Origin of the sequence: Ideonella alba (genome assembly GCF_018069845.1) — a bacterium.
GTDB classification, from domain to species: domain Bacteria; phylum Pseudomonadota; class Gammaproteobacteria; order Burkholderiales; family Burkholderiaceae_C; genus Ideonella; species Ideonella alba.
Genome location: NZ_JAGQDD010000005.1, coordinates 55,218 through 73,975, shown reverse-complemented (window position 1 = coordinate 73,975; position 18,758 = coordinate 55,218). Strand labels below are relative to the sequence as shown.

Here is an 18,758-nt window from a genome sequence, read left to right as displayed (position 1 = left end):
CCGCTCGGGCGCGCTGCTACGATCCCGCGCGATGAACGCCGCCGACGTGGCCCTGGTCGTTGAAGACCACCCGCTCTACCGCCAGGCGCTGCTGGACACGCTGCAGGCCACCCTGCCCGGCTGGCACTGTCTGGCCGCCAGCACCCTGGCCGAAGCGCGCCTGGCGCTGGCCCAGTCGCCGCGCCTGGTGCTGGCCGACCAGCGCCTGCCCGATGGCGAAGGCCTGGCCTGGCTGGTCACGCTGGCCGGCCAGGTGCCGCTGCGGCTGCTGCTCTCAGGGGCCGACGAGCCGCGCCTGATCCTGCACGCCCGGCAATGCGGCCTGGACGCCTACCTGCCCAAGCGCTGGACCCCGCCACAGATCAGCGACGCCCTGCACCGCGTGCTGCAGGGCCAGCGCTGCTTTCCCAGCGCCAGCGGCGGTGACGACGCGCCTCTGACCGCCCGCCAACTGGAAGTGCTGCGCTTGGTCGGGCGCGGCCTGCCCAGCCGCGAAATCGCCCAGCGCCTGGGCGTGACCGAGCGGACCGTGAAGGACCACCTGAGCCTGATCTTCATCCGCCTGGGCGTGCGCAACCGGGCCGAGGCGGTGGCGCAGGCCAGCGTGGCGGGGTGGTTGGTGTTTGACAGTGCGGAGTGAGAGGCTGGTGCGGCACCTGTGGGGCTGAGCGGAAGCCCGTTGTGATCAGGGCGACCGCTGCTGGCGAAGATCAGTCGTCCCCCCCCGCCAGAATCCTGCCCAAAGTGCCTTCGTCCCTCAGCTTCTTGACCAGCGTATGTCCGCCATCCCTGAAACCATGGAGGGCGATGTTCCGAAAGCCGGACAGTTCCTGCGCATGCACCACGTCAAGCCGGTCCGAGTCGGAGTAGAACACTCTTGCTTGAATGTCCGGGCAGGCCTGAAGCATCCAGTCCTTCAGATCGTAAACGTCCGAAGCCGCTGGATGGGCATGGATGGCTCCTATCACCTCGCCCCAGCGGCGATCCCCATGCAGGCGCCTCTTCGATGGGCTGATGAAGGATTGCGGAGAAAACGCAATCACCCGGCCCCGTCCGATCATGGAGCAGAACAACAGGGCGGCAAAGCCACCCATGGAGTTTCCAATGAAGGTGATGTCGGAGCAGCCCGATTGATCGATCTTCTGCGCCAGGTACGTCGCGATCGAGCGTGCATCGTCACCCACCCCTGGCAGACCACGCTGGTACCAGGCCTGACGAAGGTCTCGCAGGAAGATCTTGCTGCAATCCAGGAGGTTCGCGGCCTTGTAGAACTCAAAGGGCGGAACCCCGAGTCCACCTGAGATTCCGCCGAACAACAGGACCAGCTTGTCTGAACCCGCAATGAGTTGCTCGTCGACCGATTCTTGCCGATCAGGAATGGTCACCAAGGCTCCCAGGAAGGCTGACCACTGAAGCGAACCGGTGGCGCAGACGCGTCACGCAGCACAGGTGCCGTCCGCCGCTGCGGGAGGCCATGCCGCGCTCGACAAGCCCTCGCTGTGTGCCGGGATGCTCTGCAGTTGCTGGAGCCACGGCATCGACGACGCCGCCCAGATCTGGGTGACGGGCACCAGCTGAGCCCGCTCATTGACGCAGCCCAGCCGCAGGTTCAGCATCCTGGGAGGTCCATCCGCCTCGGTGGCATACAACTGGGTGCCACATTCGGGACAGAACGCCTGAACTCGGCGATTGCCGCTGTCTGCGACCTTGACATAGTGCTTCGCCTGGCCCGACATCACGACGTCCTCGGCGCGCGTGGGAAGCACCGCCCGGAAGGGTGCCCCTGACAACTGCTGGCAATCGGTGCAGTGGCAGACCATCACCTTGGCCGGGTCAACGTGGGCAGTGAATGAAATGGCGCCGCAATGGCATCGACCTGTGATCTGCATGGGTGTGTCGAGAGACAAGGAAATTGCTACCGGCTGGCGTGGATCAGGTCGAGCGCGGCCATAGGCCTCAGTTGGCGCACCGGATTCCCACGACCGTGTTCACCGTACCCGCCGGCCATTCCGTTTCGCGCCAGCGATAGACGCCCGGGGCAACCATGGACAACTCCCACTCGACAGGTTGACCGTTGCGCTTCGTTCGACTTTCGCCGTCATAGCGAATCGTGAGGGATCGCTCTGTGGAGGACATGATCGTTGCTTCGATCCGATCCATCTCGCCAAGGTCAGTTTTCCACTTCCGGTCGAACTGAATGACCAGTCGGCGGCCCTCGGGCGAGATCGTGTGGCGTACCCTCAGGTTCTGCGGGTCACAGGTTTGATCTGTGTTGTAGCTCTCTGCCCACCACCCCGACAACTGCGCTTGGGCAAAGCCCGCTGCAGGCTGCGCCGTTGAAAAGCTGGGGCAGAGGAGCGCAGCGCTGAAAAGGAGGAACGGAGCCGTGGACATGGTGGAGGTTGAGGTCAAGAGAAGGAATCTGGTGGCCAACTTGGACAGGAGCGACCGCTTTGCTGCGACGCCATGCGGACTGCCTCCGTCGGGTCGTCAGATCCATGGTCTGGCGGGCCGCACCAGGGTTCGCTGTCACACCCGTTGACCATGCACGCCTGCGACATTGGCTCGCCGTCAGCAGAGGCCTCTTCCTCAGTCAACTGTGCCTGGGATCCTCTCCAGTGACAAGCGCTGGCAGCTGGGCCGTGCGCCCTGGCGCGAGATCGACCGCCCAGCGCGCCGATGGCCCCGGCCGATGACAGCCCACGCCGCAGGCTAGGGCTGCCAACGCGCCTGGAGCGATCCTCGCAATGCGTTCCCGACGACGACCGACCTGGCGGTGGTCAGATCGTGGGCCAGGATCGGGGCCTCTCGCGCCGGCAGCCCATCCAAGCCCGCAGCCAGCACCTGCTCGCGCCACACGCCAGGCAGGGCGCCCTGCGCCAGCGGCGGTGTCACCCATTCGCCATCGATCAACGCGAAGACCGTGGACCGGCCACCTTCGATGACCCGGCCGTCCGGGGTGCAGAAGACCAGGTCAAACAGGCCGCGCGACTCGGCCTCGGTCACCGCCGCGTCGTAGTGGGCGCGGTGGGTGGTCTTGTGGGCACTCAGCGGGCTGGGCGTCAGTGGCTGCGTGGCCCATCCGATCGCCACACGCCCCTGCCCGTCCGTCGCCAGCGGCGTCAGCGGTGCGTGCCGCGTGTGCAGATGGCCATCGAAGCGCAATGCCAGGCGCAGGCGCCAGCCCAGGGGGGCGGCTTGCCCCGCGGCAGCGATCTCGGCCAGTGCGGCGTCCAGCGCCTGCTCCATGGCGACGGGGTCGTGGACAAAGCCCAGCGCCTGCGCGCTGCGCTGCAGGCGGGCCAGATGGCGGGCCCGCTCAGCGATGGCCAGCGGCTGCGCGCCGGCTGGCACCAGCATGGTCTCGAAGAGTTCGAAGCCCGGATCCAGCGCGGTCAGGAAGCGGGCCTTCAATCGGCATTCCTCGAACTCGTCCGCGGCCACGCTGTCCTGCACGATGCCGGCGCCCACGCCCAGGCACAGCGCGCGGGCGCCCTGCGCGTCGGGTGCCTGCAATGTGAGGGTGCGGATGGCGACTGACAGGCAGAAGTCGCCGATCGACGAGTAGGCGGCGCCGGGCTGTGGCGCGTCCACCCAGCCGATGGCACCGCAGTACAGGCCGCGCGGCGTGCTCTCGAAGCGGCGGATCAGGTCCATCGTGTGCAGCTTGGGGGCGCCGGTGATGGATCCGCAGGGGAAGGTGGCACGCAGCAGGGCCGGCATGTCGATGCCGGGGCGCAGCCGCGCCTGCACGGTGCTGGTCATCTGGAACACGGTGGCGTAGGGCTCCACCGCGAACAGCGAGGGCACCTGCACGCTGCCCACCTGGGCGATCCGGCCCAGGTCATTGCGCAGCAGGTCGACGATCATCAGGTTCTCGGCCCGGTTCTTCACGTCCTGCTGCAGCAGGCGGGCGGCTTCGCTGTCGCTCTCGGGCACCTGCAGCCGGCTGGCCGTGCCCTTCATCGGGCGGGCGGTCACCAGGCCCTGCGCCAGGCGCAGGAACAGCTCGGGCGAGCGCGACAGGATGTGGGTGGGCGCGTCCGGGCGGTCGTCCGGCGGCAGCACGATGTACGCGCCGAAGCTGACCGACTGGCGCGCGCGCAAGCGGCGGTACAGCGCGGCCGGGTGGCCGTGCGCGCGGCCACTCAGGCGGTAGGTGTAGTTGACCTGGTAGGTCTCGCCGTCGCGGATCGCGGCCTGCACGGCGTCGATCGCGTCGGTGAAGGCGGCCTGGTCCACGCTGGGCTGCAGGTCCATCGCGCCTGCGGGCGTGGGCGGCTGGGCGCCGCCGTCCTGGGCCTGCAGCCAGGCCTGCACGCCGGCCTCGTCCAGGGGGGTCAGCTGGGTGAACAGCAGCACGCGCAGCGCGGCCTGCTCGGACACCGGGCCGCCCGCGCGCTGGAGCTTGGCGCCCCATTCGTAGTCGGCCAGCAGCACGGCGTGCAGGCCGCGGGCCTGGTCGGCGGCCACGGCGGCCCAGCAGGCGTCCAGCGTGGCCGGGTCGGTGCAGCGGCGCTCGTGCGAGAAGCCGCTGTACAGGCGGCTGCCGTGGCGGCTGGTATCGCCGGGCGTGCCGTCGTCCAGCAGGGCGACGACGGCGGAGGTGTCTGGATCAGCTCCAGTCATCCATGTCGTGCTTGATCGTGTGGCGGTTGGCGATCAACTCGTCGATCGAGGGCTCGTTGTTCAGCGCACGCTTGATGGCCAGCTTGGTCGCCTCGTAGTTGGTGCGGTACATGTCCTTCTTGTCCAGCTCGGCGTGGGTGGCGCAGCGCGGGTCGATCCACACCAGGCTGATGATGCACAGGTCGTTGGCCACGTCCTTGGGGATGATGCCCTCGATCACGCAGTCGATCACCGCGTCGGCGGTGGCGCTTTGCACCACGCCGCCGAAGAGATCGATGTTGGCCATGTCCTTGAGCGTGACCTTGGGCACGGTGATCGTGGCCGGGCGCACCAGCTGGTTGCAGGCGCGGATCGCGAACATCGCGGTGTGGCCCTTGGTCTGGGCCATCATGTTGGCAAAGGCCTGGCCGACCGGGCCGTCGACGCGGCCGATCAGGATCTCGGGCATGGCGTCGGTGAACTGGCCGTCGGCGGCCAGCACGGTGGCTTCGCCCGCATGGAAGGTGTAGGGCTGGGTCATCGGACAACTCCGAAAGAGTGAAACAACAGGAATGGCGGAAGGGTATCAGGCGAAGAGCAGCACTTCGCCGCGCCCGTCGACCGCCAGGTCGCCGCGCAGGAAGCGCGCCGGCCGCCCGGCCAGGGCCGCGGCCACACCGCCGTGGCGAGCCAGGTCGCGCGTCAGCAGCGCCAGGAAGACGCCATGGTCGGCGTGGTCGGGCACGAAGCCATCGCCCAGGTCGGCCGGGGCCGGGCCGGCCAGCAGCAGCGTGCCGCGGCGCATGCCCCAGGCCGGGTGGGCGCCGCAGCGGCCGCCCAGCAGCACGGTGCCGGCCACCAAGCGCGAACCCAGGAAATCGCCCGCGTCGCCCCGCACGACGACGGTACCGCGGCGCATGCGGTCGGCGCAGCGCGCGCCCACCGAGCCGTCCACCACGATCAGGCCGCCGCGCATGCCGTCCATGCTGCCGGGCAGCGTGCTGGCCAGGTAGTCCCCGGCGTTGCCGCCGATGCGCAACTCGCCGCCGCGCATCTCGATGCCGGCGCCGTCGCCCGCATCGCCGCTGACGCGCACCGTGCCGCCGCTCATCGCAGTGCCCAGGTGGTGGCCGGCGTCGCCGATCACCTCCAGCGTGCCCTCGCTCCACTGCCAGCCGATGCGGTCGGCGCGCGACAGATCGCCCGACAGGCGCAGGTCGGCGTCGCCCTCGCTCAGCGGTGCGATGTCGAACAGCGTGCCCAGCGGCAGCAGATCGCGGCCGCAGGCCAGCGGCAGCGCGGCCAGGGCGTCGGTGTCTGGCGCCAGTCGCAGGTGCGAACCGATGCTGCGCAGGTCCAGCCTCGCCTCGGGCGCGTGTCGCAGGTGCAGGTGCCAGCGGTTCATGCTTCGGGAAGCAGCTTGTGCAGGTGAAAGTGGAACGGGCCCAGCTTGCCGCCGTAGTTGCCCGCGGCAATGCGCAGCAGGCCGCCCGGTTCGCCCAGCGCGGTGGCGGCGCCCATGCCCACGCGCATGGCCTGGCCCACCGCGGCCTCGCTCAGGCCGTCGATGACGATCTCCATCACGCTGCCCACGCGCTCGTCCAGGTCGGTCTTGCGGGCCAGGCCGGTCAGCGCGGGGCAGAAGGCGTCGTTGGTGGAGGCGCCCAGCGCCGGGTACTTGCTGCCCACCTTGGAACCCGAGCGCACCACGCCGCCGGGGAAGGGCATGATCACGTCGGGTACCGCGCGCATCGCGTCCACGGCGGCCTCGGCCGCCGCCAGGGCGCTGGCGGTGTCGCGCGCCAGCAGCAACAGGTTGCCGCCGCCCACGCCCTTGACCACCGCGGTCGTCTCCTCGGCGACGAATTCACCGTCCATCACCGGCACGCGCCAGTAGCGCTTGCCGCCGATCAGCTTGCCGATCTGCCAGCCGTCGCCGAAGAAGCGCAGGTTCTTGCCCAGAGCCACCGCCTCACCATCGTCGATGCCGGCGTAGACCGCGGTGGTGGGACAGGTCAGCACACACTGGCCCACGCGGCGCTCGAGCTGCTTGACCAGCTCCTTGCCGCTCATGGCGAACAGCAGCACGGCCACACCGGGCCGGCCGTCGGGGGTCTCATCGGGGCCCAGCTCGCGCTCGATGCCGGCCTCGCAGCCGCAGGCGATCACGCTGGTGGCAAAGCCGCTGGCGGCCACCGCGGCGTGGCGCGCCCAGGTGGCGTTGTGCGCGGTGATGACGATGCGGGTGGCCTTCATCGGGAAGGCTTCGGCAAAGCCGTCGTCGATGACGGTGCCGTTGATCACGACCGTCATGCGCCCTCCTCCGCCGCCAGGCATTCCACCGGCAGGATGCGGCCGCCACGGCAGCAGCTGCACAGCTCGTCGTGGCTGATCGGCTGCGGCGGCGTGCCGCCGTGGGCCTGCGCCTCGGCGCGGACGCGCTTGTCGATGCTGGTGTCGTACACGGGCTCGACGATGTGCGTGGCGCCCACCGGCTGCGCCACGATCTGGCCGGCGCGGGCCACCAGCAGGCCGTCCTTGAAGACCAGCGGCGGGTCGGTGAACTGCTGCTCGGCGTCGCCGTCCTGGCGGTACACAGCGATGTCGGCCGCCGCGCCGGGGCGCAGGTGGCCGCGATCGGCCAGGCCCAGCAGGCGCGCGGGGCCGGCGCGGGTCATGATGGCGATCTCCTCCAGCGTCAGCTCGCGCGTCATGTCCTTGAGCGCGCAGTTCGCCGCCACCTCGGGATGCAGTCTGGCCAGTTGCTCCAGCCGGAACGAGCGGTCCATCAGCAGGCGGATCAGGTGCGGGTAGCTGGTGAATGGGCCGCCGTTGGGGTGGTCGGTGGTCAGCACCACACGCCACGGGTCCTTGACCTGCAGGAACAGCTCCAGGCCGATCACCCACTGCAGCGCATTGACGAAGCTCTGCTCGCGGTAGCGGAAGGGCACCACACCGCAGCCGGCGTCGCATTCGATGTCGGCGCCGATCCACTTGCGCGGGTTGGCCAGGCCGGCGTTGGCGTGCTGGCGCATGGTGTCGCCGCTGGCGGTGACCGTCTGGCCGAAGATGATCTGGCCCACATCGATCGAGATGTGGGGGTTGGTGTTCACCGCCTCGGCCAGTTGCAGTGCGGCCGACGAGAACTTCTTCGGGCCCTCAATGCCGTAGGCGTGGAACTGCACATGGGTGAGGTGTGCGGGCAGGCCTTCCAGCGCAGCGATGGTCTCCAGCGTGGAGGCGATGTTGCCCGCCACGCCCAGGTTGCTGCCGTGGATGTGCAGCGGGTGCGGCACCTGCAGCTCGCGCAGCGCGCGCGCCAGCGTGTGCACGATCTGGCGCGGCGTCACACCCCAGTGGACATGGGCCTCGTCCACGTCCAGCTTGCGCTGGTTGAACTTGAAGGCCGAAATGCCGCCCGGGTTGACCACCTTCACGCCCAGCGCCTTGCTGGCGTGGATGGTCCAGCCCACGTAGTCGCGGATCTGCTCAAACGGCACGCCGGCATGCATCCAGCGCAGCAGCAGCTCGTCGCTGCCCAGCATCACGTAGGCGCCGTGGTCCAGGATGGGGGTGTCGCCCATCTCGAGGTGGGCGTGGCGCGCGTTGGCGGGCAACATCGCCGGCTCGAAGGCCGCGGTGTAGCCCATCTGCGCATAGCGCAGCCCGGTGGCCAGCGTGCCCGGCGTGACCAGGCTGCAGGGGTCGGATTCGTGCGGCGTGCAGCGCAGCGGGTTGGCGCCGTCGCGCTGCAACTCGGGCAGCAGCATCCGCGCCAGGTTGACCTTGCCGCCGCCAATGTGGCTGTGCAGGTCCACGCCGCCGGCCATCACGGTGCGGCCCGCGCAATCGATCACCTCGTCGGCAGGCTCGCCGGGCGCCGGGGTGACGATGCGGCCATCACGGAAGAAGAGGTCACGCACGGTGGGGCCACCGCTCTGGGTGGGGTCGACGACCAGGCCGCCGCGCAGGCAGGTCAGGCGGCTCATGACATCAGCCTCTCCAGCAAGGCGGTCAGCACCGTCGCCACCGCAGGGGCCGCGCTGCGACGCGACGCGAACAGGGGCAGCACCACCACGCCGTCGGTGCGGTGCAGGTGGCCGCCATGGTCCAGTCCCGGCGTGCCCACCGGGAAGAAAAGGGTGTCCGGCTGCAAAGACAAATGGACCTGGTCGGCGGCGCCCAGCACGATGCGTCGCAACCCGGGGCGCGAAGGCGGCATGGCCTCGCCATAGGCCGACACCCACAGCAGCAGGTCGGCGCTGCCCTCGTGGACCTGGCGCAGGCCGTCCAGGGTCAGCGGGTCATGCTCGCGGCCCAGCGGCCCGCGGCGGCTTTGCAGCGGCAGGCCGGTGCGCCAGGCCAGCACCTGCTGCACCGTGCCCAGGCCCTGACCGGCGCCGATGGACAAGGACGCGGCGCGGCCTTGGCGGTTGAGCAGCGTGACCAGGGTGTTGATGCGCTCGATCAGCAGCCCGGCCTGAGGGCCCAGCGGCCCCGGTTCGAACACCAGCACGGCGTAGCGTGCGGCGGCCAGGCGAGTGGCCAGGGTGCGCCAGGCCTGCGGCACGCCAGCGGGCAGGCGGCGCTGGTCCAGCAGCGCCGCCAGGGTGCTCAGCGCCCGGAACAGGTCGGGCGCCTCGATGCGCTCGATGCCATCCACGGCCCCGGCCTGGGGTGCGCCCAGCGCCACCCAGGCGGGCTCGCCGAAGGGCCCGCCGCTCAGGCGCTCGCGCAGCCGCGGTGCGCGCTGCATCGGCCAGGAGCCCACCAGCACGATCAGGTCGGCGCGTTCGCGGGCCTCGGCCAGCGTGACGCTGAAGCTGCCGCGGTCCTGCTGCGCGCGCAGCGGCTGGGCCATGGCCACGCCACCGTCGACCACCGCGCCGCATGGGTCGGCCAGGGCCTGCAGCGCCCGGGCGCCGGCCACGTCGGTGCCCAGGCCACCGAACACCGGCTGGCGGCTGGCCCGCAGCCAGGCCACAGCCTGGACCAGGCGCTGGTCCAGCACATCATCAGGCAGGGGCGTCACCACGGGCAGCGCGGCGCTGCGGGCGTCCAGTCGGGGACAGGCGAGCGAAGTGCCGGGCTCGGCCTCGCACATCAGGGGGCAGAAGGGACAGGTCCATGCCGCCGAGGGCATGGCCGTTTCAAGGGAAGGCATGGCCCCGTGCACCGCAATCACCGTGCCACCTGCGCCCCGGGCAGGCGCCGGCCGGCGTGGCCACCGATGGCGCGCACGGGCGAGGCCCCGGCGCCCGGGGCCGACAGCGCCCGCGCACCGGCGCATGCCCGGGCCCAAGGCCGGCACACACTGTTCCGTTTCGTGATCGGCCCGGGGCGGGCGGGGCGGGTCGGCACCGTGGCACGATTCATGAATGCCGCCCCGCCGTGCCCGTTGCCTGCTCCTTTCCCGACACCCGCCCTGCCGGCCAGCCGCCGGTGTGCAAGGCGCTGGCCACCAGCCAGGCGTCGGCCCCGGCCGCAGCGCCGGCCGCCAGGTCGGCCGGGTGGCGCACGCCGCCGGAGCCCACCCAGCATGTCACCTGCGGCGCCTGGCGGCGCAGTGCCGGCAAGGTCTGCAGGTCAGGCCCGGCACCGCTGCCCACCCGCTCCAGCGTCATGACGATGGTGGTGGGCAGCCACAGCTGCGGGCAGTCCCACAGGCCGGCGGGGTCCATTGGGCGGGACGCCCGGCGGTCCAGCGACAGCACGGCGCGCGGGTCATCCTGCAGCGCCTCCAGTGCCGCGCGGTCGGCCAGGCTCTCGGTGCCGTACACCGGCACCACGGCGTCGCCCGCCGACCCCAGCGCGTCGCGCAGGCGCCAGGCGTCCTCGCGGCGCTGCCAGCCGGCATCGATCCACCACCGCAACTGCGGCCAGGCCTGCACCAGACGGCGCAGCAGCGCGGCCTGCGGGCGGCCGTCCAGCACGCCGTCCAGGTCGGCCAGGTACAGCGTGCGGGTCCCCGTCAGGTCCACCAGCGCCTGCGCCAGGGCCAGCGGATCGGCGCCCGGGCACAGCGCCGACTCGATCGGCGCGTACCGCCCCCGCTCGCCCCGCCGGGCATGCACCACCTGGCCCGCACGCAGGTCCAGCACCGGGATCAGTTCCATGGTCGTCGCTGAGGGGTCGGCATGACCCGCATTGTGGTGTACGAACTGCTCAGCGCCGGCGCGCTGCCGCTGGGCCCGGCCGAGTCGCGCCTGCTGGACCAGGGCGTGGCCATGCGCGACGCGCTGGCGCGGGCCCTGGCTGATCTGCCCGGCCTGACGCTGAGCGTGGCCGACAGCCCCGCCGCCCCGGCCCATCAGGGCCGCGGGGTGCGGGCGCATGCCGGCGAGGCGGCCGAGGCCTTCGTGCGGCGCCTGGCGGTGACGCACGAGCTGGTCTGGGTGATCGCCCCTGAGTCCGACAACTGGCTGCTGCGCTGCAAGCGCCTGGTGGGCGCGCAGCGCTGGGTGGGCAGCAGCGCCGCAGCGCTGGAGGTGAGCAGCCACAAGCCGCGCACGCTGGCCGCGCTGGCCGGCGCCGGGCTGCGCACGCCGGACAACATCGGCGCCGAGGTGCAGCCCGCGCACTGGGTCGTCAAGCCCGAACAGGGCGCAGGGGCCGAGGGCTGCTGGCGGCTGTCCGGCAAGGCCCAGGCGCTGCGCATGCTGGCGGCGCGGCGCGCCCGCGGCGAAGCCGTGCTGTGCCAGCCCTGGATCACCGGTGAGCCGCTGAGCCTGTCCATGGCCTGCCGGCCCGACGGCTGCCGGCTGCTGGCCGTGAACCGCCAGCAGCTGCACACGCCCGACGACGGCGAACTGCGCTTCCTGGGTGCCGAGGCGGCCGCGGTGGCGCCGGGCGACCCGCGCTGGCGCCGGCTGGAGGCGGTGGCGCAATCGGTGTGGGCGGCCATTCCCGGCCTGCGCGGCTACGTGGGCGTGGACCTGGTCTGGCATCCGCAGCTGGGCCCGGTGTGCGTCGAGGTCAATGCGCGCCTGACCTGTGCCTTCATCGGCCTGGCCGAGCGGCTGGGCCGGCCGCTGGCGGCCGAGCTGCTGGCGCCGTGGTGGTCGCCCGCCCTGCCGGAGCAGGCCCATGTCTGAGCTGGTGATCGGCTGGGACCTGGGTGGCGCCCACCTCAAGGCCTGCCGCTGGGCCGACGCCCAGGTGCAGGATGTGGCGCAGTGGCCCTGCCCGGTGTGGCAGGGCCTGCCGCAGTTGGAGGCCGCCATGGCGCTGGCCCGGGCGCGCTGGCCCGACCTGCAGCGGGCGCGCCACGCGCTGACGATGACCGCCGAGATGACCGATCTGTTCGACGACCGCGCCGATGGCGTGGCCCGGCTGGCCGCTGCGATGTGCGCCGGCCTGGACGCGCCGGTGCAGGTCTATGCGGGGCCCCGGCTGGCGCCCGGGCCGGCCGTGCTGTGGCTGGACAGCGCGCAGGCCGCGGCGCAGTGGCAGCGCGTGGCCTCGGCCAACTGGCTGGCCACGGCGCAGCACGCGGCGGCCATCCTCGGCCACGGCGTGCTGCTGGACATCGGCAGCACCACCACCGACATCATCCGCCTGGCCGATGGCCGCCCGGACACCCGCAGCCGCAGCGACCGCGACCGCCTGGCGAGTGGCGAACTGGTCTACCAGGGCGTCGTTCGCACGCCGCTGTGCGCGCTGGCCGCGCATGTGCAGCTGCAGAGCCAGCGCCTGGGCGTGATGAACGAATGGTTCGCCACCACTGCCGATGTCTACCGCCTGACCGGCGAACTCGACCCCGCACACGACCAGCAGCCCAGCGCCGACAACGGCCCGAAGGACGAGGCCGGCAGCCAGGCGCGGCTGGCCCGCATGGTGGGCTGCGACCGGCGCGACGCCACCGCCGAGGAGTGGCGGCAGCTGGCCCGCCAGTGGCGCGAGGCCCAGTTGAACCGTCTGGCCGAGGCCTGGCAGCAGGTCCAGCCACAGCGCCCCGAGCGCGTGGTGGTGGCAGGTGCCGGCGCCTTCCTGGCCGCCGCACTGATGCGACGGGTGTATGGCGACGCCGCGGTGGGCATCGCGCTGATCGATCACGGGCGCGACGTGGCGCGGGCCGGGCCGCTGGCCGGCTGGGCCACGGTCTGCGCGCCCAGCGTGGCCGTGGCCGCCCTGCTGGCCGGCGCCTGAGGAGAAGCACCATGTGGGTGGTCAAGCTCGGAGGCAGTCTCAACGCAAGCGCCGGCCTGCGCGACTGGCTGGATGGCCTGGCGCTGCTGGGGGGCGGCCGGGTCATCATCGTGCCCGGGGGCGGTGGCCTGGCCGAGGAAGTGCGCCGGCTGCAGGCGCATTGGCAGTTCGACGACCTGCCGGCGCACAACATGGCGGTGCTGGCGATGGCCCAGAACGCCTGGTTGATGTGCGGCCTGCAGCCCGCGCTGCAACTGGTGGAGCGCGAGGCCGACATCGTGCGCACGCTGCGTCAGGCGCGCACCGTGGTGTGGTCGCCGCTGGAGCTGGTGCGCCAGGTGCCTGACGCGAACACCAACTGGGCCGTGACCGGCGACAGCATCGCGCTGGACCTGGCGCTGCGCCTGAATGCCGAGCGCCTGCTGCTGGTCAAGAGCTGCGACATCGACGGTGAGGACCTGGACAGCCTGCACCGCCGCGAGGTGATCGACGAGGGCTTCATGGACCGGCTCGGGCCGGTGGCCTTCCCGATCGATGTGCTCAACGTGGGCCAGTGGCCCGAGGCGCGCGGGTTGCTGCTGGGTCAGGCCTGAGCGGCCCCAGCGGACATCCGAAGCAGTGCCAACAGGCGCTCGGCGCTGAGCGTGCCGGCGCGGTCGCCGGCGCACACCGCCGAGCGGAAACCGGCGAAATCCGGCGCCAGTGCCGCCAGCTGCGGCCAGTCCTCGGCGCGCAGTGCGCCGGCCAGGCCAGGACGCGCGCGCACCGCCCGGCTGGCAGCGACAAAGCGCTGCAGATCGGCCAGCGCGCAGCGCTGCAGCAGGCTGCCGCCGCGCTTGTCCACGGTGTCCAGCATCAGCAGCTCGAAGCCGGCGGCCAGCGCCGCGTCCACCAGCGCCCAGGGCACGCCATCGTCGGCCACCAGCACCGGCACGATCGGCAGGCCCTCGGTGCGGCGCAGCGCATCGAGCTGGCGCAGCAGCGCCAGCGCCGCCCCACCCGGCACCACGCCGGCCTTGACGTGGTCCACGCCGGTGGCGGCCACGGCGCGGCAACGGGCTGCCACCTCGTCAGCCGCCTCGGCCGGCCAGTCGCCGATCGTGGCGCTGACCACCGCCTGTGGCGCGCTGGTGCGCAGCTGGGCCACGATGGGCGCGATCACCGCCGGGTCCAGCCCGCCCAGCGCACCGCGCGAGGGCTCCTTCAGGTCGATGAAGGGCACGCCGGCGGCAGCGGCCACCTGCGCCTCGACGGCATCGCGCACGCTGACCAGCACCCGGGTCATGCCAGGCTCCCGGCGCGGTGCGCGGCAATCGCCTCACGCAACCAGCCCCAGGCCTCCAGCTCGGCCGGCGCAGCGGTCTTGTCGATCGCGATCTGCAGGTAGGCCATCTCGGTGTCGATCTTGTCGGCCGGCAGCAGGTGCAGGCGGCTGACCAGCACCGCGCCTTCCAGCACCGCCGCCTGCGCGCGGTTCAGGCCCAGGAAGGGCGCGTGGTCCACGCTGTGGACCGCGTGCAGAGTCAGCACGGGGCGCTGCGGGTCGTCGCTGACCGACTCGAGCTGCAGCTCCTGGTGGCGCAGCGCCGCGCGCAGGCGCAGGCCGCCAAGGCGCTGCATCGGCAGCAGCGGCCATTCGCGCCGGCCGGTGACGCAGCCGGCAAAGACGCGCGTGTCGGTCAGCACGTTCAGGCCGGCCACGCCGGTGGCGAGGATGTTGTCCAGCGTGGTGGAGGGCTTGAAGGGCATCAGCAGCACGCGGTCATCGGCGCGGTAGCGCACGCCCATGGGCGCGAGGTGCGGGCGGCCGGTGGCGTCGGTGGTGCTGACGACGCACTCGTAGATCAGTTCAGGCATCGGTGTCGCGCTTCACCCGGGTCGGGCCAGGGGCGCATTGCTCATTGTCGATCGTGGGCTGCCAGGCCACGCCCCAGTCCAGCGGCCGGTCCTGCACATAGCGCTTGCCCAACTGGAAGGCGATCTCGGCGCGGGCCAGCTCCACGCCCATGTAGAAGGCATGGCCGCCATCGCCTTGCAGACCCAGCTGCGGCCACAGCGCGAAGGCCTCGGTGGACTCGCGCAGGCCGTCGCGGTTGTAGACGTGCAGGCCGCGCTGGCTGACCTGGATGCGGAAGTTCGGGTCGCGCACCTGGGCCGCCGTGGCGGCGATTTCTTCGGGGGTGTCGGGCCAGGGGTGACGCTCGTGCACCGTGGCCAGCAGCGGGCTCAGGCCCTTGGGCAGCGCCGGCAGCGTGGCGGCGGCGTGCATGATGCGCCGCGCGGCATCCACCTCGCGCACCGCGCGTCGGGCATGCAGACTGACCTGGGTGGTCAGCACCGCGGCCACGTCCAGCTCGGCGCAGATGCCCAGCAGCAGCGCGTGCATACCGCTGGTGTCGGCCTCGGTGAGCTCGCTCAGGTTGCCGGTGCCCATCATGATGGCCACCTCCGGGTGGCGCTGGCGCAGCGCGTGGTAGCGCACGATGGACGCAGTGAAGCCGTAGGGGATGGGGTCGAGGATGGGGTCGGCCAGAAAGGGCCGGCCGCGCGCGCGCATGCCGGCGATCGCGGCGTCCAGGCTGGCCTCGTCGGCCGGCTCGCGGGGGATCAGGATGGGCGTGGACGCCACTTCGTCGGCCACCCACAGGGTGTCGGCCTTCAGGCTCAGCAGGTAGTCGGCACCGGCGCGGCCGCCGGTGAGCAGCTCGTCGGTGTCCTGGCTGTCGACACTGACCTGCCAGCCCTCGGCCTTCAGCGCCTGCACCGACTCGGCCAGGTGCCCGAAAGGCGTGGCCGGCAGGCCGCCCAGGTCGATCACATCGGCGCCGTCGGCCACCAGGGCGCGGGCGCGCTCGACGATCTCGGCCACGCTCAGGCGCGGCGCGTCGGTGATCTCGGCAAAGATGCGGGTGCGGTGCTTCGACAGATCCACCGCCTGGGCCGCTCGCTTGAAGTGCTGCGGCAGGTCCTTCAACTCATCGGGGCCGCGCTGCACCGGCACGCCGAAGTGGGCCGACAAGCCCTCGACATCGCCGCGGCAGCGGCCTGGCACCAGGATGCGGTCGGCGCCGGGCAGCGGCGCGGGCACACGGCGGCGGATCATGTCGGCGGTCATCAGCGCCGCCACCTGCACGCCCACGTCACGCGTTTCCCAGGTGAAGGGCGCCTCGCCCGCGGTGCTGTTCAAGGACTGCAGCACCCGCTGCAGCGAGGCCTCGGCCAGGTGGCCGGTCAGGAAGACGATGTGTTCCACGCGAGGTGCAGTTCAGCCAGTCGCCGGGTCAGGGCCTGTTCCAGTTCATCGGGCGAGCAGACCACCTGCGCATGGTCGATGCCGCGCAGGCGCTCGACATTCTCCAGCTCGACGCGCCGCGGCCGCAGCGTGACCCAATCATGGGGCGCCTTGGTGACCACCACCGGCTCGGTATCGCAAGCAAACACGATGCCGGGAATGCCCAGCTTGCCGGCCTGGGCGAACATGTTGGTGGGCAGCGTGTCGCTGAAGCCGTAGGCGCACTTGGCCACGGTGTTGCTGGTGGCCGGGGCGACGATCACCGTGTGGTAGACGTCGGTGTAGAGCGCGCCCACCGGCACCGCGCTGGCGGTCTTGTCGCGGAACAGCTTGTGGCGCTGGCGCAGCGCGTCCAGGTGGTAGCCGTAGATGGGCAGTACCTCTTCGGCCGCGGCCGACAGGAACAGGTCGCACTGCGGCAGCCGCGCGGCCAGCGCCATCGACTCTTCCAGGAAATGGCCCGAGCCGGTCACGCACCAGGCAAAGCGCGAGCGCCTGGGCGCGTCCTCCAGGCCGGCCGCCTCGTCGACGGCGTCGATGCGCTCGCGGCCCTCAGCCGGGATGGGAGATCCGGATGTGGAGCTTGTGGAGCTTGCGGTAGAGGGTGTTGCGGCTGACATCAAGCGCCTTGGCGACGTTGCTGACGTTCCAGCGATGATGCTCCAGCAGCTGCAGCAGCACCTGGCGTTCGTTGGCCTGGATCGGGTTGAGGCGGGGCAGCTCGTCGGCCGGCTCTTCGGCGGGCACGACCGGCACCGCGGGTTGCGCCACGGTGTCCGCGGGCGGCGCACCGCGCTGGGAGCGCAGGCTGGGCAGGTGCTCGACGCCGATCTGCTGGGCGTCGGCCAGCGCCACCGCCGAGCGCAGCACATGGCGCAGCTGGCGCACGTTGCCGGGCCAGGGATGGTTCAGCAGCAGACGCTCGGCCTCGGGGCTGAGGCTGCATTCGGTGCCGCCCTCGGTCTGCAGCAGGTTGCGGATCAGCTCGCGCTTGTCGCTGCGCTCGCGCAGCGGCGGCAGGTCCAGCTCGACGCCGGCCAGGCGGTAGTACAGGTCCTCGCGGAACAGGCCTTCATCGACCAGGGCCAGCAGGTTGCGGTGGCTGGCGCTGATCAGCTGGAAATTGACGTCGTGGACCTCCTCGGTGCCCAGCGGCGTGACCTGGCGCTCCTCCAGCACCCGCAGCAGCCGCGCCTGCAGGTCCAGCGGCATGTCGCCGATCTCGTCCAGGAACAGCGTGCCCCCGTCGGCCTGCAGGATCTTGCCGCGCCGGCCGGTGCGCTGCGCGCCGGTGAAGGCGCCGGCGCGGTAGCCGAACAGCTCGGCCTCGATCAGGCTCTCGGGCAGGCTGGCGCAATTGATGGCCACGAAGGCGCCGCCGCTGTGCGGGCTGGCCTCGTGCACGGCGCGGGCGAAGACCTCCTTGCCGGAGCCGGTCTCGCCGCACAGCAGGATGGGCGTCTGGCGGCCGATCACGCGGCGCGCCGTGCCCAGCTGCTGGGCCAGGCGCGGATCAGCAAAGGTGGACACCCCGCCGCTGCCCGGGCGAGGCAGCGCGGCACGGGCCGCGGCGGCCGGTCGTGCACCGGGCGTGGGTGCGGGCATCACCGTCATCGCCCCGCCGGCACGGGCGTCCTCGGCCGGGCGGCGGGCCACCGCGAAGAAGCGGTGCGCCGCATTGGCGCGGTAGGTGACGATCGGGTGGAAGGACGAGGACACGCTGCGCTGCACCATGTCGTCCAGGCTGGACTGGAACAGGTCCTCCACGCGGCGCGCGCGGATCTCGGCCACCGAGGTCATGCCCAGCTGGAACAGCGCGCTGCGGTTGGCGGCCAGGATGCGGCCGTCCTCGGACACCGCCAGGCGGCCTTCGTGCAGGGTGTAGACGAATTCGGGCCGGCTGTGGAAGTGCACCGGGTGGGCGCTGCGAAAGCGCCGGTCGATCAGCCGGTTCTCGATCATCCGCGCGGTCATGCCCAGCAGCACCAGCAGGTGCTGCTGCATCATCGAGCTGCGGCTGGAGACGTCCAGCACCGCGCACAGTTCGCCCGCCGGGTCATAGACCGGCACGGCCGAGCAGGTCAGGCCGGTGAAGGCGGTGAAGAAGTGGTCTTCGCGGCGCACCGACACCGGTGCGCCCGAGGCCAGGCAGGTGCCCATGCCGTTGGTGCCGGCGGTGTTCTCGCTCCAGATGGCGCCCACGCGCAGGCCCATCGGCTCCACCTGCGAGGCGAAATCGGCCGAGGTCACCATGTGCAGGATCACGCCCTCGGTGTCGGTCAGCACCACCGCGGTCTCGCCGTCGGAGAGCTGCTGGTACAGCGAGGTCATCTCGTAGCGCGCGCAGTCGATGACGTCGGCCATGCGCGACAGGCGCTCTTCCAGCGTCTTGGCCGGCAGCACCGGCAGCTCGCGCGGCCGGTCGGGGTGCAGGCGGTATTCGTTGAGGCAGCGGCTCCAAGAGCGCGCGACGATGTCGTTCGGGTCGTCGTGCTGGCCGCTGCGCACCACATCGAACACATGGTCGGCGTGGCCGTCGGAACGAGGCAGGACGAGGCTCATGGGAAAATCTCCCTGTTTCACGAGGACGGGCTCCCGACAGTTTGGGCGCCATTCCGGATTGTGGCGCTACCGCAGTAACGACCACGCCGGTGAAACCCCCGATGTTGATGGACTGAAATCAAGGCCCGGCCAGCCGATAAACGCCGGT

Annotated in this window: 19 protein-coding genes; 4 read left to right on the top strand and 15 right to left on the bottom strand. The window is 71.5% G+C overall.

The annotated features are described in order from the left end of the window. Positions 1 to 31 precede the first annotated feature (31 nt). Positions 32 to 640: a response regulator transcription factor gene (locus KAK03_RS09300; protein ID WP_210853669.1), complete on the top strand. Its 609-nt coding sequence runs from the start codon at positions 32 to 34 to the stop codon at positions 638 to 640. A 70-nt stretch (positions 641 to 710) separates the two neighbouring features. Here the strand turns inward: KAK03_RS09300 and KAK03_RS09295 are convergent, their stop codons facing one another. The 10 genes from KAK03_RS09295 to KAK03_RS09250 form a co-directional block, all read right to left on the bottom strand. Then, positions 711 to 1,385 carry a hypothetical protein gene (locus tag KAK03_RS09295; protein WP_210853667.1) on the bottom strand — a complete coding sequence of 225 codons (675 nt, stop codon included), beginning with the start codon at positions 1,383 to 1,385 and terminating at the stop codon, positions 711 to 713. A 51-nt stretch (positions 1,386 to 1,436) separates the two neighbouring features. Beyond that, positions 1,437 to 1,889 carry a GFA family protein gene (locus KAK03_RS09290; RefSeq protein ID WP_210853665.1) on the bottom strand — a complete coding sequence of 151 codons (453 nt, stop codon included), beginning with the start codon at positions 1,887 to 1,889 and terminating at the stop codon, positions 1,437 to 1,439. Positions 1,890 to 1,956: 67 nt separating this feature from the next. Then, a complete protein-coding gene (locus KAK03_RS09285; protein ID WP_210853663.1) occupies positions 1,957 to 2,394 on the bottom strand; it encodes a hypothetical protein in 438 nt (145 codons plus the stop codon). A gap of 318 nt (positions 2,395 to 2,712) precedes the next feature. Continuing rightward, positions 2,713 to 4,629, bottom strand: coding sequence for an aminodeoxychorismate synthase component I (pabB, locus tag KAK03_RS09280; RefSeq protein ID WP_210853661.1), 1,917 nt, complete (start codon positions 4,627 to 4,629; stop codon positions 2,713 to 2,715). Then, positions 4,616 to 5,149, bottom strand: a complete 534-nt coding sequence (gene fae, locus KAK03_RS09275) for a formaldehyde-activating enzyme (RefSeq protein ID WP_210803350.1) — start codon at positions 5,147 to 5,149, stop codon at positions 4,616 to 4,618. Before fae ends, pabB begins: the two co-directional genes overlap by 14 nt. Before the next feature lie 45 nt (positions 5,150 to 5,194). Beyond that, positions 5,195 to 6,013, bottom strand: a complete 819-nt coding sequence (locus tag KAK03_RS09270) for a formylmethanofuran dehydrogenase subunit C (RefSeq protein WP_210853659.1) — start codon at positions 6,011 to 6,013, stop codon at positions 5,195 to 5,197. Further along, the gene (gene fhcD, locus KAK03_RS09265) at positions 6,010 to 6,921 is read right to left on the bottom strand and encodes a formylmethanofuran--tetrahydromethanopterin N-formyltransferase (protein ID WP_210853657.1); all 912 of its coding nucleotides are present in this window, start codon (positions 6,919 to 6,921) and stop codon (positions 6,010 to 6,012) included. The genes KAK03_RS09270 and fhcD overlap by 4 nt, the downstream gene beginning before the upstream one ends. After that, complete coding sequence (locus tag KAK03_RS09260; RefSeq protein WP_210853656.1) at positions 6,918 to 8,597, bottom strand: formylmethanofuran dehydrogenase subunit A; 1,680 nt, start codon at positions 8,595 to 8,597, stop codon at positions 6,918 to 6,920. Before KAK03_RS09260 ends, fhcD begins: the two co-directional genes overlap by 4 nt. Continuing rightward, entirely contained in the window at positions 8,594 to 9,772 is a 1,179-nt protein-coding gene (locus KAK03_RS09255) for a molybdopterin-binding domain-containing protein (RefSeq protein ID WP_210853654.1), read from the bottom strand. The genes KAK03_RS09260 and KAK03_RS09255 overlap by 4 nt, the downstream gene beginning before the upstream one ends. A gap of 208 nt (positions 9,773 to 9,980) precedes the next feature. After that, the gene (locus tag KAK03_RS09250; RefSeq protein ID WP_210853652.1) at positions 9,981 to 10,724 is read right to left on the bottom strand and encodes a HisA/HisF-related TIM barrel protein; all 744 of its coding nucleotides are present in this window, start codon (positions 10,722 to 10,724) and stop codon (positions 9,981 to 9,983) included. Positions 10,725 to 10,745: 21 nt separating this feature from the next. Between KAK03_RS09250 and KAK03_RS09245 the strand changes: the two genes are divergently transcribed. Genes KAK03_RS09245 through KAK03_RS09235 form a run of 3 tightly spaced genes read left to right on the top strand, consistent with a single transcriptional unit; the run spans position 10,746 to position 13,349 of the window. Beyond that, on the top strand, positions 10,746 to 11,702 hold the full coding sequence (locus KAK03_RS09245) for an ATP-grasp domain-containing protein (protein WP_210853650.1): 957 nt from the start codon (positions 10,746 to 10,748) through the stop codon (positions 11,700 to 11,702). Next, on the top strand, positions 11,695 to 12,756 hold the full coding sequence (locus KAK03_RS09240) for a hydantoinase/oxoprolinase family protein (protein WP_210853648.1): 1,062 nt from the start codon (positions 11,695 to 11,697) through the stop codon (positions 12,754 to 12,756). The genes KAK03_RS09245 and KAK03_RS09240 overlap by 8 nt, the downstream gene beginning before the upstream one ends. A gap of 11 nt (positions 12,757 to 12,767) precedes the next feature. Continuing rightward, a complete protein-coding gene (locus tag KAK03_RS09235) occupies positions 12,768 to 13,349 on the top strand; it encodes an amino acid kinase family protein (RefSeq protein WP_210853646.1) in 582 nt (193 codons plus the stop codon). Here KAK03_RS09235 and KAK03_RS09230 read toward each other — a convergent pair. From KAK03_RS09230 to KAK03_RS09210, 5 genes are read right to left on the bottom strand one after another with little or no spacing between them, the layout of a single operon-like run. Next, positions 13,340 to 14,041: a (5-formylfuran-3-yl)methyl phosphate synthase gene (locus KAK03_RS09230; protein ID WP_210853644.1), complete on the bottom strand. Its 702-nt coding sequence runs from the start codon at positions 14,039 to 14,041 to the stop codon at positions 13,340 to 13,342. The genes KAK03_RS09235 and KAK03_RS09230 overlap by 10 nt on opposite strands. Continuing rightward, positions 14,038 to 14,613 (bottom strand): DUF447 domain-containing protein, encoded by a 576-nt coding sequence (locus KAK03_RS09225; protein ID WP_210853642.1) that lies wholly within the window; start codon positions 14,611 to 14,613, stop codon positions 14,038 to 14,040. Before KAK03_RS09225 ends, KAK03_RS09230 begins: the two co-directional genes overlap by 4 nt. Beyond that, on the bottom strand, positions 14,606 to 16,009 hold the full coding sequence (locus KAK03_RS09220) for a DUF6513 domain-containing protein (RefSeq protein ID WP_210853640.1): 1,404 nt from the start codon (positions 16,007 to 16,009) through the stop codon (positions 14,606 to 14,608). Before KAK03_RS09220 ends, KAK03_RS09225 begins: the two co-directional genes overlap by 8 nt. Next, positions 15,988 to 16,668 carry a flavoprotein gene (locus KAK03_RS09215; protein WP_210853638.1) on the bottom strand — a complete coding sequence of 227 codons (681 nt, stop codon included), beginning with the start codon at positions 16,666 to 16,668 and terminating at the stop codon, positions 15,988 to 15,990. Before KAK03_RS09215 ends, KAK03_RS09220 begins: the two co-directional genes overlap by 22 nt. After that, positions 16,601 to 18,610, bottom strand: a complete 2,010-nt coding sequence (locus tag KAK03_RS09210; protein WP_210853636.1) for a sigma-54-dependent Fis family transcriptional regulator — start codon at positions 18,608 to 18,610, stop codon at positions 16,601 to 16,603. The genes KAK03_RS09215 and KAK03_RS09210 overlap by 68 nt, the downstream gene beginning before the upstream one ends. Positions 18,611 to 18,758 lie beyond the last annotated feature (148 nt).

Excerpts from the sequence above, each read along its gene's own strand:
- fhcD (WP_210853657.1), bottom strand. The coding sequence starts at position 6,921 with ATGACGGTCGTGATCAACGGCACCGTCATCGACGACGGCTTTGCCGAA.
- KAK03_RS09225 (WP_210853642.1), bottom strand. The coding sequence starts at position 14,613 with ATGCCTGAACTGATCTACGAGTGCGTCGTCAGCACCACCGACGCCACC.
- KAK03_RS09245 (WP_210853650.1), top strand. The coding sequence starts at position 10,746 with ATGACCCGCATTGTGGTGTACGAACTGCTCAGCGCCGGCGCGCTGCCG.
- KAK03_RS09270 (WP_210853659.1), bottom strand. The coding sequence starts at position 6,013 with ATGAACCGCTGGCACCTGCACCTGCGACACGCGCCCGAGGCGAGGCTG.
- KAK03_RS09290 (WP_210853665.1), bottom strand. The coding sequence starts at position 1,889 with ATGCAGATCACAGGTCGATGCCATTGCGGCGCCATTTCATTCACTGCC.
- KAK03_RS09235 (WP_210853646.1), top strand. The coding sequence starts at position 12,768 with ATGTGGGTGGTCAAGCTCGGAGGCAGTCTCAACGCAAGCGCCGGCCTG.
- KAK03_RS09260 (WP_210853656.1), bottom strand. The coding sequence starts at position 8,597 with ATGAGCCGCCTGACCTGCCTGCGCGGCGGCCTGGTCGTCGACCCCACC.
- KAK03_RS09255 (WP_210853654.1), bottom strand. The coding sequence starts at position 9,772 with ATGCCTTCCCTTGAAACGGCCATGCCCTCGGCGGCATGGACCTGTCCC.
- pabB (WP_210853661.1), bottom strand. The coding sequence starts at position 4,629 with ATGACTGGAGCTGATCCAGACACCTCCGCCGTCGTCGCCCTGCTGGAC.
- KAK03_RS09300 (WP_210853669.1), top strand. The coding sequence starts at position 32 with ATGAACGCCGCCGACGTGGCCCTGGTCGTTGAAGACCACCCGCTCTAC.
- KAK03_RS09215 (WP_210853638.1), bottom strand. The coding sequence starts at position 16,668 with ATGTCAGCCGCAACACCCTCTACCGCAAGCTCCACAAGCTCCACATCC.
- KAK03_RS09250 (WP_210853652.1), bottom strand. The coding sequence starts at position 10,724 with ATGGAACTGATCCCGGTGCTGGACCTGCGTGCGGGCCAGGTGGTGCAT.
- KAK03_RS09285 (WP_210853663.1), bottom strand. The coding sequence starts at position 2,394 with ATGTCCACGGCTCCGTTCCTCCTTTTCAGCGCTGCGCTCCTCTGCCCC.
- KAK03_RS09240 (WP_210853648.1), top strand. The coding sequence starts at position 11,695 with ATGTCTGAGCTGGTGATCGGCTGGGACCTGGGTGGCGCCCACCTCAAG.
- fae (WP_210803350.1), bottom strand. The coding sequence starts at position 5,149 with ATGACCCAGCCCTACACCTTCCATGCGGGCGAAGCCACCGTGCTGGCC.
- KAK03_RS09210 (WP_210853636.1), bottom strand. The coding sequence starts at position 18,610 with ATGAGCCTCGTCCTGCCTCGTTCCGACGGCCACGCCGACCATGTGTTC.
- KAK03_RS09230 (WP_210853644.1), bottom strand. The coding sequence starts at position 14,041 with ATGACCCGGGTGCTGGTCAGCGTGCGCGATGCCGTCGAGGCGCAGGTG.